Raw genomic sequence first — 17591 nt, 5'->3', positions numbered from 1 at the left:
TAAACAATCAGCCTTCCATCCGGAAGGCTGATTGTTTATTTTTTTCTCGTGAAATTTTTATTCTTGGGCTTTTTAAAACCTACGGAAGCTTTATCCTTTACCGCCGGCTTTGGTGGCCTTTGCATTCCCGCTGCCATTGGCTTATTATTGGAGTCCCTTTTCTGTGCTACAAGATCGTCCGTATGGAAAGGATGGTCCTTAATTACCGGTATCTTTTTTCCAATCAGCTTTTCCGTATTTTTAAGGTTGACCAGGTCCAGCCCGTCCACGAAGGAAATAGAACTTCCTTCTGCTCCTGCACGCCCGGTTCTTCCGATACGGTGAACATACGTTTCCGAAACATCAGAAAGCTCAAAATTAACCACATATTTAAGCTCATCGATATCAATTCCCCTGGCTGCAATATCCGTGGCTACCAGAACCCTTGTTTTACCGGATTTAAAGTTATTCAGGGCGTTCTGGCGCGCATTCTGGGATTTGTTCCCATGAATGGCTTCTGTAGTGATATTATCTTTCTGCAGCTTCCGTGCAATTTTATCCGCACCGTGCTTGGTCCTAGAAAAGACCAGTACAGAATCTGAAATATCGTTCTTTAAAATATGGGTAAGGAGATTCAGCTTGTTTTCCTTTTCAACAAAATATACCGATTGCTTAATGGTTTCTGCTGTGGAAGAGACAGGCGTTACCTCTACTTTCACAGGATTATCTAAGATGGATCCTGCCAGTTTCTGGATCTCTGCAGGCATGGTAGCAGAGAAAAACAAGGTCTGTCTTCTTTGCGGAAGCAGCTTGATGATCCTTTTCACATCATGTACGAATCCCATATCGAGCATACGGTCCGCTTCATCCAATACAAAAATTTCAAGATTCTTAAGGCTGATGATTCCCTGGGCAATAAAATCCAGCAGCCTTCCCGGCGTTGCCACCAAAATATCCACTCCTTTTCTCAGGGCAGCTTCCTGGTTTCCCTGTTTTACACCACCGAAAATAACCAGGTGTTTCAAAGGTAGGTATTTTCCGTACGCCTGTATATTTTCTTCAATCTGTATAGCCAGTTCCCTGGTAGGGGTAAGAATAAGCGCTTTAATATGTTTTCCGGGAGTTTTTCTCTGAGTTAAATTCTGAAGGATAGGAATGGCAAATGCTGCTGTTTTTCCTGTCCCTGTCTGGGCACACCCTAAAAAGTCCCTTCCTTTAAGAATTTCAGGAATTGATCTTTCCTGAATAGGGGTAGGGTTGGTGTATCCTTGTTCCTCAATTGCCTTAGCAATAGGTTCTATGAGTTGTAAGTCTGTAAAAGTCAAATGAATTGTTTTATCATTAAAAAATTCCCTCATTTTGAAGGAATTGGTTTTGCAAAGGTAGCTTAATATTTTTAAATGGAATTACTTCACACGGGTCCACTGCTGATTCTTTCTCAGATTTTCGAAAAAAGTGTAGAGTTCAGAAAGTTTTTCGCTGCCTCTTTTCCCGTAATCTTCAATGTTTTTGGAACTTCCGTCAGCAAAACGGACTCTCAGATAAGAAGTGGGTAAATCAGTAACATTGTGGCTTCCGTACCTGTCATTCAGGGATTTTACGTTCAGATCGTCCAGTAAAGTAATCAACTTATGATAGTCAGCTTCCTTGATGGTTCCTTTGAATGTTCCTTCACGCGGCTTGGAAAAGTCATTTTTTGAAGGGCGGTCGCTGAAATTAAAGTGTTCCGCTTCAAATACCGCAGTACGGTTCGCATTGATGGTCATTTTGAAAACCGGGCAGAATCCGAAACATGGTGTTGCTTCATACTCAATTGTGGAATATTTTGAAGTCGTCTTTTGTGAACCGCAGGAAAACAGAAGTACAAATGCACAGAGGCTTAACAGATATTTCATAATTTAAATTTGAATGATCTGCTTCAATAAATGTTCCAAATAACTAATACAGGACTGTGATAATGCCACAGTGGTTTAATAAAAAACCCGGACGAATCTCCGGGTTATATAAATTTAACTGCTTATCAGACTTTTATCCATGCAGCTGCTTCCAGATGGCATCCTTCAGCTCTACAAGGCCTTCACCTGTAACACCGGAAAAAAACAAAGGCTGTTTGTTTTCCGGGAATTCCGCAGCGATTTCTTTTTTAAGCTCATCATCCAGAAGGTCAGATTTGGATACGGAAACAATAAAATCCTTATCCAGAAGTTCCGGGTTGTATTCTTTCAATTCATTCTCAAGGATTTTGAACTCCTGAAAATGGTCTTCGGAATCTGCCGGAATTAAGAATAAAAGGATTGAATTCCTTTCGATGTGGCGCAGGAAACGGTGTCCCAGTCCTTTGCCTTCGGCAGCACCTTCAATGATTCCGGGAATATCCGCCATGACGAAAGACTTATAATTTCTGTAATCTACAATGCCCAGGTTAGGGGTCAGGGTCGTAAATGCATAATCCGCGATCTTGGGTTTAGCTGCAGAAACTGCGGAAAGGAGCGTGGATTTTCCGGCATTCGGAAAACCTACAAGGCCTACATCCGCTAAAATTTTAAGTTCGAAAACCACGTATCCTTCCTGTCCCTCCATACCGGGTTGTGCGTACCGTGGAGTCTGGTTGGTGGAAGATTTGAAATGCTCATTTCCTTTTCCTCCCATTCCGCCTTCCATCAGGATGATTTCCTGTCCGTCTTCCAGGATTTCGCCGATGATCTCACCGTCTTCGTTTTTGGCAATAGTTCCGATAGGAACCTCGATATATACATCTGCGCCATAAGCGCCGGTTAACTGATTTTTTCCTCCGTTTTCCCCGCGTTCAGCTTTTACGTGACGCGTGTACCGGAGCGGAAGTAAAGTCCATTCATTGGCATTCCCCTTCATGATGATGTGGCCTCCGCGGCCTCCGTCACCTCCGTCCGGTCCTCCCTTGGGAATGTATTTTTCACGGCGGAGATGGGCAGAACCTGCGCCTCCGTGGCCGCTTTTACAATGAATCTTTACGTAATCTACAAAATTTGACATTTTTTATCCTTAATGAGTTATGAGTCCTGAAGCATGAGGTATGAATTGTAAAAAACTTATAACTCATCACCCATAACTTTTACTTATTTTACTTTTTCCACTTCAGCAAAAAGCTTTTCGGAAATTTCGTTGATATCACCAACGCCGTTCACTTCCACATATTTCCCCTGCTGTTTGTACAGCTCGGCTACTTCCGCTGTTTTGGTATAATATTCTTTGATCCTGTTTTGGATGATCTCTACATTGCTGTCGTCTGACCTTCCGCTGGTTTCCCCTCTTTTCAGTAATCTTTCAACCAAAATCTTATCTTCCACAACCAGGGAGAGGCAAATATCAATCTCATCATTCAGCTCATCCTTAACAATCTTTTCCAGAGCTTCTGTCTGGGCAACTGTTCTTGGATATCCATCGAAAATAAATCCATTGGTATCCGTTGGTTTTCTGAGCTCATCGATCAGCATATCCGTGGTAACCTGATCCGGAACCAGCTCACCTTTGTCAATATATGATTTTGCGAGTTTTCCAAGCTCAGTATCATTTTTCATATTGAATCTGAAAAGGTCGCCTGTTGAAATCTGTTTCAGATTGAATTTCTCGATCAGGTTTTGTGCCTGGGTTCCTTTACCGCTTCCCGGAGGGCCGAACAGAACAATGTTTATCATAATGTTGTTTCGCTTCTGGCAATAGGCAGCGGGCTTTTGACTTGCTGCTTTTTGCTGTTCAGCATTTTAAATTAATATTACTTTTCTTCGATTTACTTTTTAGGGGTCAACAGCCGGTAACTGTTTAATGATTGATCTGTCCTTCTTCCAACTGGTACAGATTCGGCAGGTTTCTTCCCAGTTCATCATAATCCAGCCCGTAACCCAGAACAAATTTGTTCGGAATTTCTTTTCCGATGTAATCCAGCTTGAAATCTTTCTTATAAACTTCAGGTTTCAATAGGAATGAAGCCAGCTTTACAGATTTAGGGCGCTGTGTCTCCTTGAAATATTTAAACAGGCTTTCCACCGTATTTCCTGTGTCCACAATATCTTCTACCAGGATGATGTGGCGGTCTTTTACATCTTTCGTCAATTCCATTTTCTGGTAAACGATGCCCGTAGACTCTGTACCCACATAAGAACTCATCTGAATAAATGCAATCTCACATGGTCCCGGATAATGTTTCAGAAGGTCTGAAAAAAACATGATGACTCCGTTCAGAACCCCTATGAAAACAGGAACTTCATCCTTATAATCTTCATAAATCTTTAAAGCTGTTGCCTTTACAATTTCCTGAATCTCGGTATCTTCCAGATAAGGAACAAAAGTTTTGTCGTGAACTTTAATACTTTCCATAAAAATTTTAGTAGGCGGCAAAGTTACGGATTTTTGATCAAAGTTTTAATGACTTGGGAAAGAAGGATGTAATCGTAAAAACCCATAGCCCATGCCAATACTGAAAAAAATCACTATATTTGTCTTATACATAACCCAAAAAATCAATCATGTAGGATATCGTTTCTTTCAGATTTAATTATGGAGCAGCATTACGGCTGCTGAAGTTCAACTTTAATTAAGAAAGAAATCATGTTTTTTCTACATAACATATCCTTTGGGTTTCCGGCAGGAAATCTGCTTTTCGATTCCATCAACTTAACCATACCTTCATCTTCTAAATCAGCTTTGGTGGGCAATAATGGTATGGGAAAATCTACCTTGCTAAAAATGATGTCCGGAGAACTCGCTCCGCTGGAAGGAAGTGTACATGTCCAGGGAGTGCTTTTCCATGTTCCGCAGATGTTCGGAAATTTTGATCATCTTACAGTGGCCGAATGCCTTAAAATTGACCATAAACTTAAAACTTAATGCACTTCAAAAAATTACAGAAGGTGAAATAAATGAGCTCTATTTTGAACTCCTGAACGATGACTGGGATATTGAAGAACGCTGTAAACAGGCATTGGAATACTGGAAAATGGACCCCATTAGTCTCCATCTGAAACTTAAAAGGCTCAGTGGTGGTCAGAAGGCCAAAGTTTTCCTGGCCGGAATACAGATCCACCAGCCCGATATTGTCCTGCTCGATGAACCGACTAATCACCTTGACCCGGAAGCCCGGAATATCCTGTACAACTGGTTGGATAAAACCAGTGCAACCGTAGTAATGGTAAGCCACGACCGTACTTTGCTCAATCTGGCAGACACTGTTTTTGAACTGAGTAATCAGGGGATTGCTGCCTATGGCGGGAATTATGATTTTTATGCGGCACAAAAAGAAGTTGAAGAGGAAGCGTTGCAAAATGATATCCACTCCAGAGAACGTGCTCTGAAGAAAGCCAAAGAAAAAGAACGCGAAACGCTGGAAAGGAAACAAAAGCTTGATAACAGGGCAAAAGGCAAACAGGAGAAATCCGGTGTTGCCAGGATTATGATGAATACGATGCGTAACAATGCGGAGAAAAATTCTTCCCGGCTGAAAAGTATCCATGCAGACAAAATCAGCGATCTTTCCGGAGACCTGCGCGATCTCCGCTCTGGAAGGAAAAATGTGGAACAGATGAAAGTCAGCTTCCATGATCCGGACCTGCATGAAGGGAAACTGCTGGTTTCAGCAGAAGGAATTAATTATACATATGACCGGGAAAATCTTTGGAAAGAAAACCTGAGTATAGAGATCCGCAGCGGCGACAGGATTCAGATTAAAGGCTCAAACGGTTCAGGAAAGACCACACTCATCCGATTATTGTTGGGAAAGCTACAGCCATCCATCGGGAAAATTTCAAGGTCAGATTTTAATACGGTATATGTTGACCAGGAATACTCCCTGATTGACAAAACCGCAACCGTTTATGATTTTGCCCGACAGTTCAATGATACTGCTTTGCAGGAATCCGAAATAAAAACATTGCTGTCGAGGTTCCTGTTCGGCAAGGAAACCTGGGATAAAAGATGTGGAGTGCTGAGCGGGGGAGAACGCCTGCGGCTTTTGCTGTGCGCATTATCCGTAAGTAGGAAAGCACCCGATATGATCATCCTCGATGAGCCTACCAATAATTTAGACCTTCAGAATGTAGACATCCTGACGAATTCCATTAAAGAATACCAGGGAACACTGCTGGTGATTTCGCATGATGAGATTTTTGTGAAGGAGATTGGAGTGAGGCATGAGGTTGTATTGAAGTAGTAAGGGTATATGTCCGCAATATCTAAACCTCACAGGTTTCAAAAACCTGTGAGGTTTAACATGCTATTTCCAATGGAATGATCAAAATAATCGCCTGGTAAGGGAGAGATGTTTTTTAAACATTGCTTTTTAAATTTAAATATGCCAATTCCTATTGGTGGCCACAATTGATTTAACAGCATGGAGTTATCAGAATAATGATTTTCATTTCACCCAAAAATAAATTCCCCCTCAAATTTGCCCACACAATTTTTTAAAAGTAATTTTGCATGAATCTAAAATAAAAGTAAAATATGTCAACTTACGTAGTTGTAGGTCTTCAGTACGGAGATGAAGGGAAAGGAAAAATCACAGATGTTTTATCGGCCAAATCAGATTATGTGGTGCGCTTCCAGGGTGGAGACAACGCAGGTCACACAGTATATGTGGGCGATGAAAAATTTGTGTTGCACCTTCTTCCGTCCGGAGTCCTTCAGTGCAAAGGGAAATGCATCATTGCCAATGGAGTAGTGGTGAACCCTAAATCTTTCATTAAAGAGGTAAATCAGATCGAAAGCAAAGGCCTGAAAACAGACCACATTTTCATCAGCAGGAGAGCGCATGTTATCATGCCATACCATATTCTTCTGGATACCTACCGTGAAGAAGAGCATGGAGGGACGCAGATCGGGACGACCAAAAAAGGAATCGGACCTTGCTACGAAGATAAAATTGCGAGAGTGGGCATCAGAATGATCGATCTTCTGAACCCTGAAATTTTAAGAGACAAAATAGAGAAAAACCTGAAGGTTAAAAATTCCCTGTTTGAAAAATATTACGGAAAGCCCGCTCTGGATGTTGAAGAAATTTACAATGAATTCCTGGAAATCGGAAAACAGCTTCAGGACAGGATCGTAGATACAGAACTGGAGCTGAACCAGGCGATCCAGGAAGGTAAAAATGTTCTGTTTGAAGGAGCTCAGGCCCTGATGCTGGACATCGACTTCGGAACTTATCCATACGTAACGTCATCTTCTCCTTCTACCGGAGGAGTATGTACGGGAGCAGGGGTTCCACCGACTTCTCTTCAGAACCTTATCGGGGTTGCTAAAGCTTATTGTACAAGGGTAGGAAATGGTCCGTTCCCTTCTGAACTGGATAATGAGCTTGGGGAAAGCATCAGGCAGATCGGAGGCGAATTCGGGGCAACAACCGGAAGGCCGAGAAGAACAGGATGGTTAGACCTGGTTTCCCTGAAACATGCCTGCATGATAAATGGAATCAATAACCTGGTGATCACTAAACTGGATGTTCTTACCGGAATTGAAAACCTGAAGATTGTTACCCATTACAAAACAGAAGATGGTAAAATCATAGACTATTTTACTTCTTCCACTGAAAAACTATACAATTACGAACCAATTTACCAGGATCTTCCAGGCTGGAATGAAGATATTACGAAAGTACGAAGCTATGATGAGCTTCCGGATACGGCTCAGAAATACATTGAGTTTATTGAAAAATATCTGGGAATTAATGTTTACTTAGTTTCCGTTGGCCCTGAAAGGAGCCAGAACATCATCAGAAAAGAATTATTCTAATACAGAATACCATATTTTAATCATATGTATAAAGACTGCTGTGAGGCAGTCTTTTTTTATTTATCATTGTCATGGTACCTGATTTAATTATCCCGAATTACAATATCCGCTTATATTCATATTATTTACCACATAGTTAAATTTTCAGTATTATTGATTATCTATTGTTTTGTTATGTTTTTATTAATATATTGGCTTATGTTTTGATGCTGTCATAGTGTTATTGAATGACCTGTGATAAGTTGATAATTTGTATAACCCGTCTAAAATATGTATTGTGATGAAAAACCCGTTTAAAAATGAAGAGTTCCGTTTTAATGAACTGCTCTTTGAACACCGCAACAAAGAATATGGTGCATATGTATTAAGAAATGAATCCGACAGAATATTAACTAAAGCTCTCTTTGCAGGAGCAGGTCTTTTGGCTGCCATTTCTTTAACACCATTGGCTATTAATGCATTTAAAAGTTCTGATGGAGAAAGTATAACTACAGTATGTCCTGTCGGTCCTTTTAATATTAAGGAAATACCAGATGTTGTTGTGCCTATAACACCAACACCTCAGGCTGCACAGCAAAAGAAAGTTAAAACCGTTGATAAAACCGTACCAGACCCCAAAGCGCAGGTGACCAAAGAAAAAGTGGTTGAAAAAATTGAGGGGGCAGTCGCAGGAACCAGAAATAATAGTGAAGGTGAAACTGCTCCGGCAAATACCTATGTACCGCCGGCTCCGGCCATCAATACAGGACCTGTTTCCATTCCGGCAGTAACCACTCCCATTCCTGAAAAAGTAGACCCGAATGCGGTTTCTACTGTGGTTGATGTGGAAGCCAGTTTCCCTGGCGGCATAGATTCTTTCAGGAATAAAGTACTGAATAACTTCGATGGTTCAGGAATCGAATCAGACGGTGTCGTAAAGACCATGATTACATTCATCGTGGAACGTGACGGATCTATCTCTGCGATCAAAGCAGACGGTAAAAATGCAGATTTCAACAGTGAAGCATTAAGAACCATCAAAAACATCAAGGGAAAATGGATTCCGGCCAAAGTAAAAGGCCAGGCGGTAAGAAGCTATTTTAAATTCCCGATCTCCATGAAGTTTGAAAATTAACACTCCAGACCAATCTTGATACTTATCCACAAAGAATTTTTTTTGTGGATAATTTTTTTTAGGGCTAAAAGGCTTGTTAACAATATTTTAACTCATTTTTCGTTTTCATCGTTCACGAGGAGCAAAGAAAAAAGTGTATTTTTGAACCTTAAAGTTCTAATAATGGCAAAAATCATAGGGATCGCTAATCAGAAAGGAGGAGTCGGAAAGACAACCACAGCTGTTAATCTGGCTGCGGCATTAGGGGTGTTGGAAAAGAAAATTTTAATTATTGATGCTGATCCTCAGGCAAATGCAACTTCCGGACTGGGAGTTGATGATGTTCAGTATTCAACCTATAACCTTCTGGAGCATAGTGTGGATACCAGAACCTGCATCAAAAGAACCGCAACTCCGAACCTGGACATCGTTCCGTCGCATATTGACCTGGTTGCAGCAGAGATTGAACTGGTAGACAAAGAAGACCGGGAATATATGCTTAAAAAAGCATTACAGCCTGTACGTGATGATTATGACTACATCATCATCGACTGTGCGCCGAGCTTAGGTCTGATTACCGTTAATGCTCTTACAGCGGCTGATTCCGTAATCATTCCGATCCAGTGTGAGTATTTTGCATTGGAAGGACTGGGTAAACTTTTGAATACCATTAAGAACGTTCAGAAAATCCACAATAAAGACCTGGATATTGAAGGTTTGCTGCTTACGATGTACGACGGAAGATTAAGGCTTTCCAACCAGGTGGTGGAAGAAGTAAATGCCCACTTCCCTGAAATGGTTTTTGAAACCATCATCAGCAGAAACGTAAGGCTGAGCGAAGCCCCGAGTTTCGGAGAGAGCATCCTGAATTATGATGCAGAAAGCAAAGGTGCCATTCAGTACATTCAGCTGGCAGAAGAAGTACTGCTGAAAAATGAAAATTTAGTAAAGAATTAATAAACAGCTGATAGCACATGCTATCGCTTTACATATACTATGAAGGACAAAAAAAGAGCGATGGGGCGTGGTCTGGGTGCTATTCTTAGCGCCGAATCCAAAGCGACGATCAACTCAGCTACCGATGAAGGTGCCGATAAGTTTGTAGGGAATATTGTAGAAGTAGCTGTTGAGGATATCTATCCGAATCCCACTCAGCCAAGAACCTATTTTGATGAGAAAGCATTGAACGAACTGGCACAGTCGATCAAAAATTTAGGCGTGATCCAGCCAGTTACCCTGAGAAAGGACGGTGAAAAGTTTGAAATCATATCCGGGGAAAGAAGGTACAGGGCCAGTAAAATGGCAGGCCTTGCCACAATTCCCGCATACATCCGTCTGGTAAACGATCAGGAGCTGCTTGAGATGGCTTTAGTGGAAAATATTCAGAGGGAAGACCTTGATGCTGTAGAAATTGCCCTGACCTACCAGAGATTGATGGATGAGATCGGCCTCACCCAGGAAAATCTTAGCCAGAGAGTAGGCAAGGACAGAAGCACCATTACCAATTCCATAAGGCTTTTAAGATTAAGTCCGGATATTCAGAACGCCATCAGAAGCGGAGAAATCTCTGCCGGACATGGCCGTGCGATCATCAGTCTGGACAATGAGGAGCTTCAGCAAATCCTTTTTGAAAAAATCATTAAAGAACATTTAAACGTACGCCAGTCTGAACAGGCTGCTGCCATACTGAAGAATCCTAAGTCACCGGCTGCCAAGAAAGCGGCAAAGGCAGAATTGCCGAATCACTTTAAAAGGGCTGAAAAAGCCATTGCCGACCTTCTGGATGTAAAAGTGGAGATCAAAACAGCCGGAAACGGTAAAAAAGGGAAAATAGTCCTGGACTTTAAAAATCAGGAAGAGCTGGACTATATTCTGTCCCATATCAAATAAATGAATAAAGCACTCTTTATATTCTTTCTCTGTCTGTCTGCCTTCGGCTATGCCCAGGTTAGGCCCAATGATACGATCCGGGTGGAAAACCATCCGAAGGACAGTGTATCGGTTGAAAGAAACAATACAAAAACAGAATCAGCTGTAGTGGCTGACCTTGAAAATGCCAACGGACCTACCGGTAAGACCGTGAAACTGAATCCTACGAAAGCGGGTCTGTATTCTGCCGTACTGCCGGGACTCGGCCAGTTTTATAATAAAAAATACTGGAAAATCCCTATTGTATGGGGTGCTGTGGGAACCGGGGTAGGAATTGCAGTCTGGAATGATAAGCAATACCGCAAATACAGGGAGTATTACATTGCAAAACTGAATGGTACGCCTAATCAGTTTGTGGATGAACATCCTTGGCTCGATAAGGTGGCTTTGGGAAATGCACAGGACAGGGCAAAAAGACAACGGGATTATGCCATTGCGATTTCAGGGCTGATTTACATTCTCAATATTGTGGATGCTGTGGTAGATTCTCATTTATATGAAAGCCGCCATGATCCTGACCTCACCTTCAATCCGGCAGTAATCCAGGATCAATACGGGATAAATCCTCCAAAGACAGGAATAAGTTTAAGTTACAGATTTTAAGGCCGTAGTAATAATTACGGCCTGTTAAAAATAATAGGACAATGAAAATAGCATTAGTGGGATATGGTAAAATGGGCAAAATCATAGACGGGATTGCCACACAGAGAGGACATGAAGTCGTAGCCCGGTTAAAAGAAACCCCAACTGCTGAAAACCTGAACAACCCTGATGTGGTGATTGAATTCTCGCTGCCGGAAGCCGCTTTCAAAAATATCAAAGCATGCCTGGAAAATAAAGTTCCCGTAGTTTGCGGAACTACAGGGTGGCTGGAAAAAAGAAAGGAGATAGAAGACCTTGCCGTTCAGAATGATACCGCATTCCTTTATGGTTCCAATTTCAGCCTTGGTGTCAATTTGTTTTTTGCCCTTAATGAAAAACTGGCCGGGCTGATGAAAAACAGGGATGAATACGCCTGTCAGCTTGAAGAAATCCATCATATCCATAAAAAGGACGCTCCCAGTGGTACTGCTATATCCATTGCAGAAGGAATTATCCAGCATCATCCCAAATTCGATGCCTGGAAACTGGAAGAAACCCAGGACAATCAGTTGGGGATTTTTGCCATTAGGGAAGATGAGGTTCCGGGAACGCACAGTGTGTTTTACAGGAGCGAAGTGGATGAGATTGAAATCAAACATACAGCATTCAATAGAAATGGGTTTGCTCTGGGAGCAGTGATCGCTGCTGAGTGGATCCGGGATAAAAAAGGAAATTTCGGAATGAAAGATGTTTTAGGACTTTAATCCTGTAACAAACACCTGATTCCGGGGACTAATATAAAGTTGCTAACACAAATTATAACAGACAGGCACAAAATTTATGAATTACTTTTTAACTTATGCAGTATATGTTGTTATTTTATCCCTGCTGATGGGGATTTCAACATGGAAGCTGTTCAAAAAAATGGGCTATAATCCGGTTTTCGCATTTGTCCCGTTCTATAATTACTTCATCATCCTGAAAGAAACCAAACACCCGAAATGGTGGGCTCTTCTTTCCTATCTTCCGATTGTAGGACCAATCATGATGTCTGTTTTCCATATTTATCTCATGAAGAAATTCGGAAAAAGCCTGACACAGCAACAACTGCTTACGGTATTCCTTCCGTTTATCTATATGGCCGTGGTCAATTATTCCAAAGACACTGAGCTGGAAGATGAAAGCATGAATGATATGTTTCTTACTGAAGAGGAGAAAAATGCCAAAAAGAAAGATTCATTTATCGGATCAATTACTTTTGCCGTAGTCTTTGCCACCATCATCCACGTATTTGTTACCCAGCCTTTCGGGATTCCTACAGGATCTATGGAAAGGACGTTGCTGGTAGGGGATTTCCTTTTCGTTAATAAATGGAGCTATGGCTACAGGCTTCCGATGCGTCCGGTAGCAATACCTTTCCTGCAGGGAACTATTTTTGATACAGGCCAGCCAGGAAATCCCAAAGACGACCCTAAATCTTATGTAGATGCGGTGAAACTTCCTTATGAAAGAATATTCCAGTTAAATAAACCGCAAAAGAATGATATCGTTGTGTTTAACTATCCTCAGGATTCCGTACATACGGCAACAGACAGGAAAGATCCGTATGTAAAAAGATGTGTTGCCGTTGCTGGTGATACTTTTGAAATGAGAGGCGGAAGACTGTTTGTGAACGGCAAGCCGGAAACAGTGCTTGGCGATCAGGAGGTGCAGCACAGATATATAGTAACAACAGGAAGCCAGCTGGATATTCCTTCCCTGTACAATATTTATGGTTTTTTACCGGTTCAGGAACAACAGACTGATAAAGGTTTCATTTACGGTTTCCAGGGGCTTACCGACAAGGTTGCAGCAGACATCAAAGCTCTTCCGCAGGTGATCGATATCAAAGAGGATATTCAGGAGAAAGGACTTGCTGCTGTATTCTACAGAGATGAAGCTAAAAAGAAGATTGATACCACACAGTCTATCTTCCCGATTAATAAACCTTGGAACCAGGACTGGTATGGACCCCTTAAAATTCCTAAAAAAGGAGATGTGGTAGCCATCAATAAAGAAACCCTTCCTGAATACCGTTGGATTATTTCTGAATATGAACATAATAATCTTGAAGAAAAAGGCAACCAGATTTTTATCAATGGCCAGCCTGCAACCACCTATACCATCAAACAGGATTATTATATGATGATAGGAGATAACAGGGATGCTTCCTTAGATGCCAGGTTTTTTGGTTTTGTTCCGGAAGAAAATATTGTAGGAAAACCCATGTTTACCTGGATGAGTTTACAGGGAGCATTCAAAGATAACAGTTCCTCTTATCAGGCTCCGTTTAAGATCCGTTGGGACAGGATGTTCAAAGCAACAAATACCGGCGAATCCAATAAAGCCTCTTACTGGTGGATTGCAGCGATGATCCTGATCCTGTTCTTCGGATGGGAATACTTTGTAAAACTGTTCAGAAAGAAAAATACAGGAGAAGATTAATCAGTTAATTAAATTATAACAGAATGAAGTATTTGAAGAAATACTTCATTTTTGCATCATGCATATGAAGAATATATTATTACCGGTATTTTACCTGCCGCCTATTTCGTGGTTCTCCGTGTTTTTAAATCCTGAGAATAAGATCGAGCTGGAACAGTATGAACATTTTCCTAAACAAACCTACAGGAATAGGGCCAATATCTATGGCGCTAACGGGAAACTGCCTTTAATCATTCCCATCAGGCATAACGGGAAAAGAGTACTGAAGGATATTGAAATGTCTGATTCTGAAGACTGGAAGTCCCTGCACTGGAAGTCCGTTAAGACGGCATACCAGAGCTCGCCCTACTTTGAGTATTACGAAAACAGGCTAAAAGAAATATATGACTACCAGGGGAATTCACTCCTTGGTTTTAACCTGAATGCCCTTCATATCATCCAACAGATACTGAAAACAGATCAGGCATATATTTTGAATGAAGAATACATCAAAAATCCGGAAGGAATACATTTCAGGGACCGTTTTTCAGCGAAGAATCCCTCGGATTTTGCTATGGAAGAATATTATCAGACGTTTTCAGATAAACTGGGGTTTCTGGAAGATCTGTCTATTTTAGACCTGATCTGTAACAAAGGACCCGAATCTGTTACTTATATTAAAAATATTAAACAATCTTATTAACATGAAAAAGATTTTGTTGGCTGCTGTTTTCCTTACAGGTTTCAGCTATGGTTTTGCTCAGCAAGCACAGGAAAAAAAACTCGATCCTAATGAAGACAAGGATCTGATGACATGGTACCATAAAGATTTTGCTACTACAAAAGTATATGGAATCAATACCCAAAATGCATACAAATTCTTAGAGTCCAAAGGTCTTAAACCTAAAACCGTTATTGTAGGTGTTTTAGATAGTGGCGTTCAAATTGACCATCCGGGACTGGTGAAAAATATCTGGACCAATCCTAATGAAGTTCCCGGAAACGGAAAAGATGATGACGGCAACGGATACATTGATGACGTTCATGGATGGAACTTCATCGGCGGAAAAAACGGCGATATCGATGTTGATAATATGGAAGTAACCAGAGTGGTTGCCAAATACAAACCTGTTTTTGAAGGTGATGACTCTGCTAAAAACAAAGCCAATCAGGCTAAAATGCCGGAAGAATTTGCGATGTACATGAAAGCTAAAGAGCTTTTTGCCGATAAAAGCATGGAAGCAAAGCAAAGTCTTCAGACGTATACGATGATCAATATGCTCATCCCTAATATGGTGAAATTGCTGAATGGTAAGGCGGTAACTCCTGAAACCGTAGCTGCTATACCGGCTCCTACCGATCAGAAAGATGCAATCGCATTGAATGTTCTAAAGCAGGTTGCCCAAAGCCCGGATTTTAAAGGTAAGTCATCTGCGGAATTTGAGAAATCGATCTCTGAACAGATGAAAGAAGCTATTGATCATTATGAACCTCAGAGCAAACAATACGATCTTAGTTATGATCCAAGAAAAGAGATCGTAGGAGATAATTATGACGATTACTCTGAAAGAAAATACGGAAACAACCATTATGAAGGCCCGGATGCAGAGCATGGAACTCACGTTGCAGGTATTATCGCGGGGCTTCCTCAGGGGAAAGAAGTACAGTATGGCGTTGCCTCCAGAGTAGCGAAGATCATGTCTGTAAGAACAGTGCCGAACGGAGACGAGAGAGATAAGGATGTGGCGAATGCCATCAGGTATGCCGTGGACAATGGCGCTAAAGTGCTGAACATGAGTTTCGGAAAACCACTTTCTCCGGGTAAAAATGTCGTTTGGGATGCATTTAAATATGCACAGGATAAAGGAGTCCTTTTAGTAAAGGCAGCAGGTAACGAAAATGAAGATGTGGCGGAACATATTGCATATCCTACTAATTTTAAAAATGCTACAGACGAAAAACCTTTTGTAAACAACGTTTTGGTTGTAGGGGCAAGTACCAATAATAATGATGCTTTACGCGCAAGCTTCTCTAATTATAACAAAAAAATGGTAAATGTATTCGCGCCGGGAGAGCAGATTTATTCTACGGTCCCAAAGAATGAGTACAGATATCTTCAGGGAACATCAATGGCTTCTCCTGTAGTTGCGGGTGCAGCAGCAGTTCTTCTGGCCTATATGCCTGAACTGAAGCCTGACCAGATCATTGAAGCCCTGGTGAAATCAAGCAATCCTAGTACGGTAAATCAGTTTAACGACTATTCTCAGGCCGGAGGCGTGATCGACCTTGAGAAAGCTGCAGAATATGCTTACACACATTTCTATAACGGTAAATCCGGATCTGCTAAAAAAGCAACAAAACCAGCCAGGAAGGCGGTAAGAAAATAATTCTGATTCTGCTTTAGAAATTTCAACATAAGAGTCCGGGGAAACCCGGACTTTTTTATTTCGTTAAATTATTTTGGCACGGTTTTTTGTGAATGTATATTAACTATAATAAACTAGAGTATGAAAAAATTATTTCTTGCAGGAATATTGGGAACATCACTTTTTGCCGTGTCTTGTTCCTCTGTTAACAGAGCTGCAAATTCTCAGAATCAGAGAGCTGAATTTTTAAATATGAAGGGAGACTGGGAAATTGTAAGTGTGGATTATGATAAACAATATAAAATCAAGCCTTTTGATGAAGGAGCAGATATCCAGTGCTTCGTAGGCAGCCACTGGAGATTGATTCCAAATAATTATACGGGAGCTTATACCTTAAGAGGAGGCGGTTCATGCCCTTCTGTTACACAGCCCATAAAATTTGAATCCAAAGGAGGCAATACTTTTATGTTTAAAAAGATTGCTGCCGGAACCAAAGCCAAACAAAATACAGTAGGGTATTCCCTGAATATTATTGACCAAAGCACAGATCAGTTTTCATTGGAACAGAATGTTCCATTTGACGGAAACAGTGTAAGGGTCGTATATCATTTCCAGAGAACAGGAATGAAATAAAAAGAGTAATAATAAAAATTATAAAGATGAAATTAACTAAAACATATATCGGAGCACTTTTCATGTCTTCAGCATTATTGCTAACAAGCTGTGAGACCATCCAGAATTCTAATCACCAGCAAAGAGGTACTGCGGTAGGCGTAGCTTCAGGGGCAGTTATCGGGGGTGTATTAGGGAATAATGTAGGAAGAGGGAAAAATGCGGCTTTAGGTGCTGTACTTGGAGGAATCATCGGTGGTGTAGCCGGTAATGTAATCGGTTCCAAAATGGACAAGCAGGCTAAAGAAATTAAGGAAACTTTACCTGGGGCTGAGGTAGAAAGAGTAGGAGACGGTATTAAAATTACTTTAAGCGAGAGCATCGTAAATTTTGCTTTTGACTCTTCAGATCTTACTGAAGCAGCAAAAACCAATCTGGATAAGCTGGCTCAGGTTTTGATCAATAATCCTGATACCAATATCAATATCTACGGACATACCGACAGCAAAGGTTCAGATAGCTATAACATGAGCCTTTCTGAAAGGAGAGCGAATTCTGTAAAATCATATCTGATGGGCAAAGGGATTTCTTCATCCAGGTTATTTGCTAAAGGTGAGGGTGAAAGCATGCCTGTAGCCAGCAATGATACTGAGGCAGGAAGAGCTAAAAACAGAAGAGTTGAATTTGCCATTACAGCAAATGAGAAAATGATTAATGACGCCCAACAAGGACAGTAATTAATTCACATATAAATATTTTCCAAATAACCGCTTCGGCGGTTTTTTTTGTATTTTTATACAGAAAAT

General features: G+C 41.1%; 18 protein-coding genes. 13 read left to right on the top strand and 5 right to left on the bottom strand.

All coding sequences use genetic code 11. The annotated features are described in order from the left end of the window. Window positions 1-35: 35 nt before the first annotated feature. The 5 genes from QE404_RS11160 to QE404_RS11140 form a co-directional block, all read right to left on the bottom strand. Window positions 36-1304: a DEAD/DEAH box helicase gene (locus tag QE404_RS11160; protein WP_307450475.1), complete on the bottom strand. Its 1269-nt coding sequence runs from the start codon at window positions 1302-1304 to the stop codon at window positions 36-38. 81 nt (window positions 1305-1385) lie between these two features. Then, the gene (locus tag QE404_RS11155) at window positions 1386-1874 is read right to left on the bottom strand and encodes a DUF6438 domain-containing protein (RefSeq protein WP_307450474.1); all 489 of its coding nucleotides are present in this window, start codon (window positions 1872-1874) and stop codon (window positions 1386-1388) included. Window positions 1875-2007: 133 nt separating this feature from the next. Further along, window positions 2008-2991, bottom strand: a complete 984-nt coding sequence (obgE, locus tag QE404_RS11150) for a GTPase ObgE (RefSeq protein ID WP_307450472.1) — start codon at window positions 2989-2991, stop codon at window positions 2008-2010. Between the two features lie 83 nt (window positions 2992-3074). Further along, the gene (locus tag QE404_RS11145; protein WP_307450469.1) at window positions 3075-3653 is read right to left on the bottom strand and encodes an adenylate kinase; all 579 of its coding nucleotides are present in this window, start codon (window positions 3651-3653) and stop codon (window positions 3075-3077) included. A gap of 124 nt (window positions 3654-3777) precedes the next feature. Continuing rightward, window positions 3778-4332, bottom strand: a complete 555-nt coding sequence (locus tag QE404_RS11140) for a phosphoribosyltransferase (protein WP_307450467.1) — start codon at window positions 4330-4332, stop codon at window positions 3778-3780. A gap of 231 nt (window positions 4333-4563) precedes the next feature. Between QE404_RS11140 and QE404_RS11135 the strand changes: the two genes are divergently transcribed. The 13 genes from QE404_RS11135 to QE404_RS11075 all read left to right on the top strand — a co-directional run bounded on the left by QE404_RS11135 (window position 4564) and on the right by QE404_RS11075 (window position 17522). Then, window positions 4564-4842: an ATP-binding cassette domain-containing protein gene (locus QE404_RS11135; RefSeq protein WP_307450466.1), complete on the top strand. Its 279-nt coding sequence runs from the start codon at window positions 4564-4566 to the stop codon at window positions 4840-4842. Continuing rightward, the gene (locus QE404_RS11130; RefSeq protein WP_307450464.1) at window positions 4820-6160 is read left to right on the top strand and encodes an ATP-binding cassette domain-containing protein; all 1341 of its coding nucleotides are present in this window, start codon (window positions 4820-4822) and stop codon (window positions 6158-6160) included. The genes QE404_RS11135 and QE404_RS11130 overlap by 23 nt, the downstream gene beginning before the upstream one ends. A 293-nt stretch (window positions 6161-6453) precedes the next feature. Further along, on the top strand, window positions 6454-7740 hold the full coding sequence (locus QE404_RS11125) for an adenylosuccinate synthase (protein WP_307450462.1): 1287 nt from the start codon (window positions 6454-6456) through the stop codon (window positions 7738-7740). 280 nt (window positions 7741-8020) lie between these two features. Then, window positions 8021-8854, top strand: coding sequence for an energy transducer TonB (locus QE404_RS11120; RefSeq protein ID WP_307450460.1), 834 nt, complete (start codon window positions 8021-8023; stop codon window positions 8852-8854). A gap of 162 nt (window positions 8855-9016) precedes the next feature. Continuing rightward, entirely contained in the window at window positions 9017-9790 is a 774-nt protein-coding gene (locus QE404_RS11115) for a ParA family protein (RefSeq protein WP_307450459.1), read from the top strand. A gap of 39 nt (window positions 9791-9829) precedes the next feature. Beyond that, entirely contained in the window at window positions 9830-10723 is an 894-nt protein-coding gene (locus QE404_RS11110) for a ParB/RepB/Spo0J family partition protein (protein WP_307450456.1), read from the top strand. Beyond that, the gene (locus tag QE404_RS11105; RefSeq protein ID WP_307450454.1) at window positions 10724-11365 is read left to right on the top strand and encodes a DUF5683 domain-containing protein; all 642 of its coding nucleotides are present in this window, start codon (window positions 10724-10726) and stop codon (window positions 11363-11365) included. It begins immediately after the preceding gene. A 41-nt stretch (window positions 11366-11406) separates the two neighbouring features. Then, window positions 11407-12108 (top strand): 4-hydroxy-tetrahydrodipicolinate reductase, encoded by a 702-nt coding sequence (gene dapB / locus QE404_RS11100; RefSeq protein ID WP_307453896.1) that lies wholly within the window; start codon window positions 11407-11409, stop codon window positions 12106-12108. A gap of 76 nt (window positions 12109-12184) precedes the next feature. Then, on the top strand, window positions 12185-13828 hold the full coding sequence (gene lepB, locus QE404_RS11095; RefSeq protein WP_307450453.1) for a signal peptidase I: 1644 nt from the start codon (window positions 12185-12187) through the stop codon (window positions 13826-13828). Between the two features lie 64 nt (window positions 13829-13892). Continuing rightward, window positions 13893-14510: a WbqC family protein gene (locus tag QE404_RS11090; protein WP_307450451.1), complete on the top strand. Its 618-nt coding sequence runs from the start codon at window positions 13893-13895 to the stop codon at window positions 14508-14510. A 1-nt stretch (window position 14511) separates the two neighbouring features. Beyond that, complete coding sequence (locus QE404_RS11085; RefSeq protein ID WP_307450449.1) at window positions 14512-16194, top strand: S8 family serine peptidase; 1683 nt, start codon at window positions 14512-14514, stop codon at window positions 16192-16194. A 120-nt stretch (window positions 16195-16314) separates the two neighbouring features. Next, entirely contained in the window at window positions 16315-16806 is a 492-nt protein-coding gene (locus tag QE404_RS11080) for a lipocalin family protein (RefSeq protein ID WP_307450447.1), read from the top strand. Between the two features lie 26 nt (window positions 16807-16832). Further along, complete coding sequence (locus QE404_RS11075; protein ID WP_307450445.1) at window positions 16833-17522, top strand: OmpA family protein; 690 nt, start codon at window positions 16833-16835, stop codon at window positions 17520-17522. The last annotated feature ends 69 nt before the right edge of the window (window positions 17523-17591 follow it).

It is taken from the genome of Chryseobacterium camelliae (assembly GCF_030818575.1).
Lineage (GTDB): Bacteria > Bacteroidota > Bacteroidia > Flavobacteriales > Weeksellaceae > Chryseobacterium > Chryseobacterium camelliae_A.
The sequence above is the reverse complement of the archived record's forward strand: the minus strand, read 5'-3'. Positions and strand labels throughout refer to the sequence as shown.

What these genes read in the sequence shown, in the direction of transcription:
- QE404_RS11135 (WP_307450466.1), top strand. Translation starts at nt 4,564, where the DNA reads ATGTTTTTTCTACATAACATATCCTTTGGGTTTCCGGCAGGAAATCTG.
- QE404_RS11155 (WP_307450474.1), bottom strand. Translation starts at nt 1,874, where the DNA reads ATGAAATATCTGTTAAGCCTCTGTGCATTTGTACTTCTGTTTTCCTGC.
- QE404_RS11145 (WP_307450469.1), bottom strand. Translation starts at nt 3,653, where the DNA reads ATGATAAACATTGTTCTGTTCGGCCCTCCGGGAAGCGGTAAAGGAACC.
- QE404_RS11085 (WP_307450449.1), top strand. Translation starts at nt 14,512, where the DNA reads ATGAAAAAGATTTTGTTGGCTGCTGTTTTCCTTACAGGTTTCAGCTAT.
- dapB (WP_307453896.1), top strand. Translation starts at nt 11,407, where the DNA reads ATGAAAATAGCATTAGTGGGATATGGTAAAATGGGCAAAATCATAGAC.
- lepB (WP_307450453.1), top strand. Translation starts at nt 12,185, where the DNA reads ATGAATTACTTTTTAACTTATGCAGTATATGTTGTTATTTTATCCCTG.
- QE404_RS11115 (WP_307450459.1), top strand. Translation starts at nt 9,017, where the DNA reads ATGGCAAAAATCATAGGGATCGCTAATCAGAAAGGAGGAGTCGGAAAG.
- QE404_RS11080 (WP_307450447.1), top strand. Translation starts at nt 16,315, where the DNA reads ATGAAAAAATTATTTCTTGCAGGAATATTGGGAACATCACTTTTTGCC.
- QE404_RS11125 (WP_307450462.1), top strand. Translation starts at nt 6,454, where the DNA reads ATGTCAACTTACGTAGTTGTAGGTCTTCAGTACGGAGATGAAGGGAAA.
- obgE (WP_307450472.1), bottom strand. Translation starts at nt 2,991, where the DNA reads ATGTCAAATTTTGTAGATTACGTAAAGATTCATTGTAAAAGCGGCCAC.
- QE404_RS11140 (WP_307450467.1), bottom strand. Translation starts at nt 4,332, where the DNA reads ATGGAAAGTATTAAAGTTCACGACAAAACTTTTGTTCCTTATCTGGAA.
- QE404_RS11110 (WP_307450456.1), top strand. Translation starts at nt 9,830, where the DNA reads ATGAAGGACAAAAAAAGAGCGATGGGGCGTGGTCTGGGTGCTATTCTT.
- QE404_RS11075 (WP_307450445.1), top strand. Translation starts at nt 16,833, where the DNA reads ATGAAATTAACTAAAACATATATCGGAGCACTTTTCATGTCTTCAGCA.
- QE404_RS11105 (WP_307450454.1), top strand. Translation starts at nt 10,724, where the DNA reads ATGAATAAAGCACTCTTTATATTCTTTCTCTGTCTGTCTGCCTTCGGC.
- QE404_RS11120 (WP_307450460.1), top strand. Translation starts at nt 8,021, where the DNA reads ATGAAAAACCCGTTTAAAAATGAAGAGTTCCGTTTTAATGAACTGCTC.
- QE404_RS11090 (WP_307450451.1), top strand. Translation starts at nt 13,893, where the DNA reads ATGAAGAATATATTATTACCGGTATTTTACCTGCCGCCTATTTCGTGG.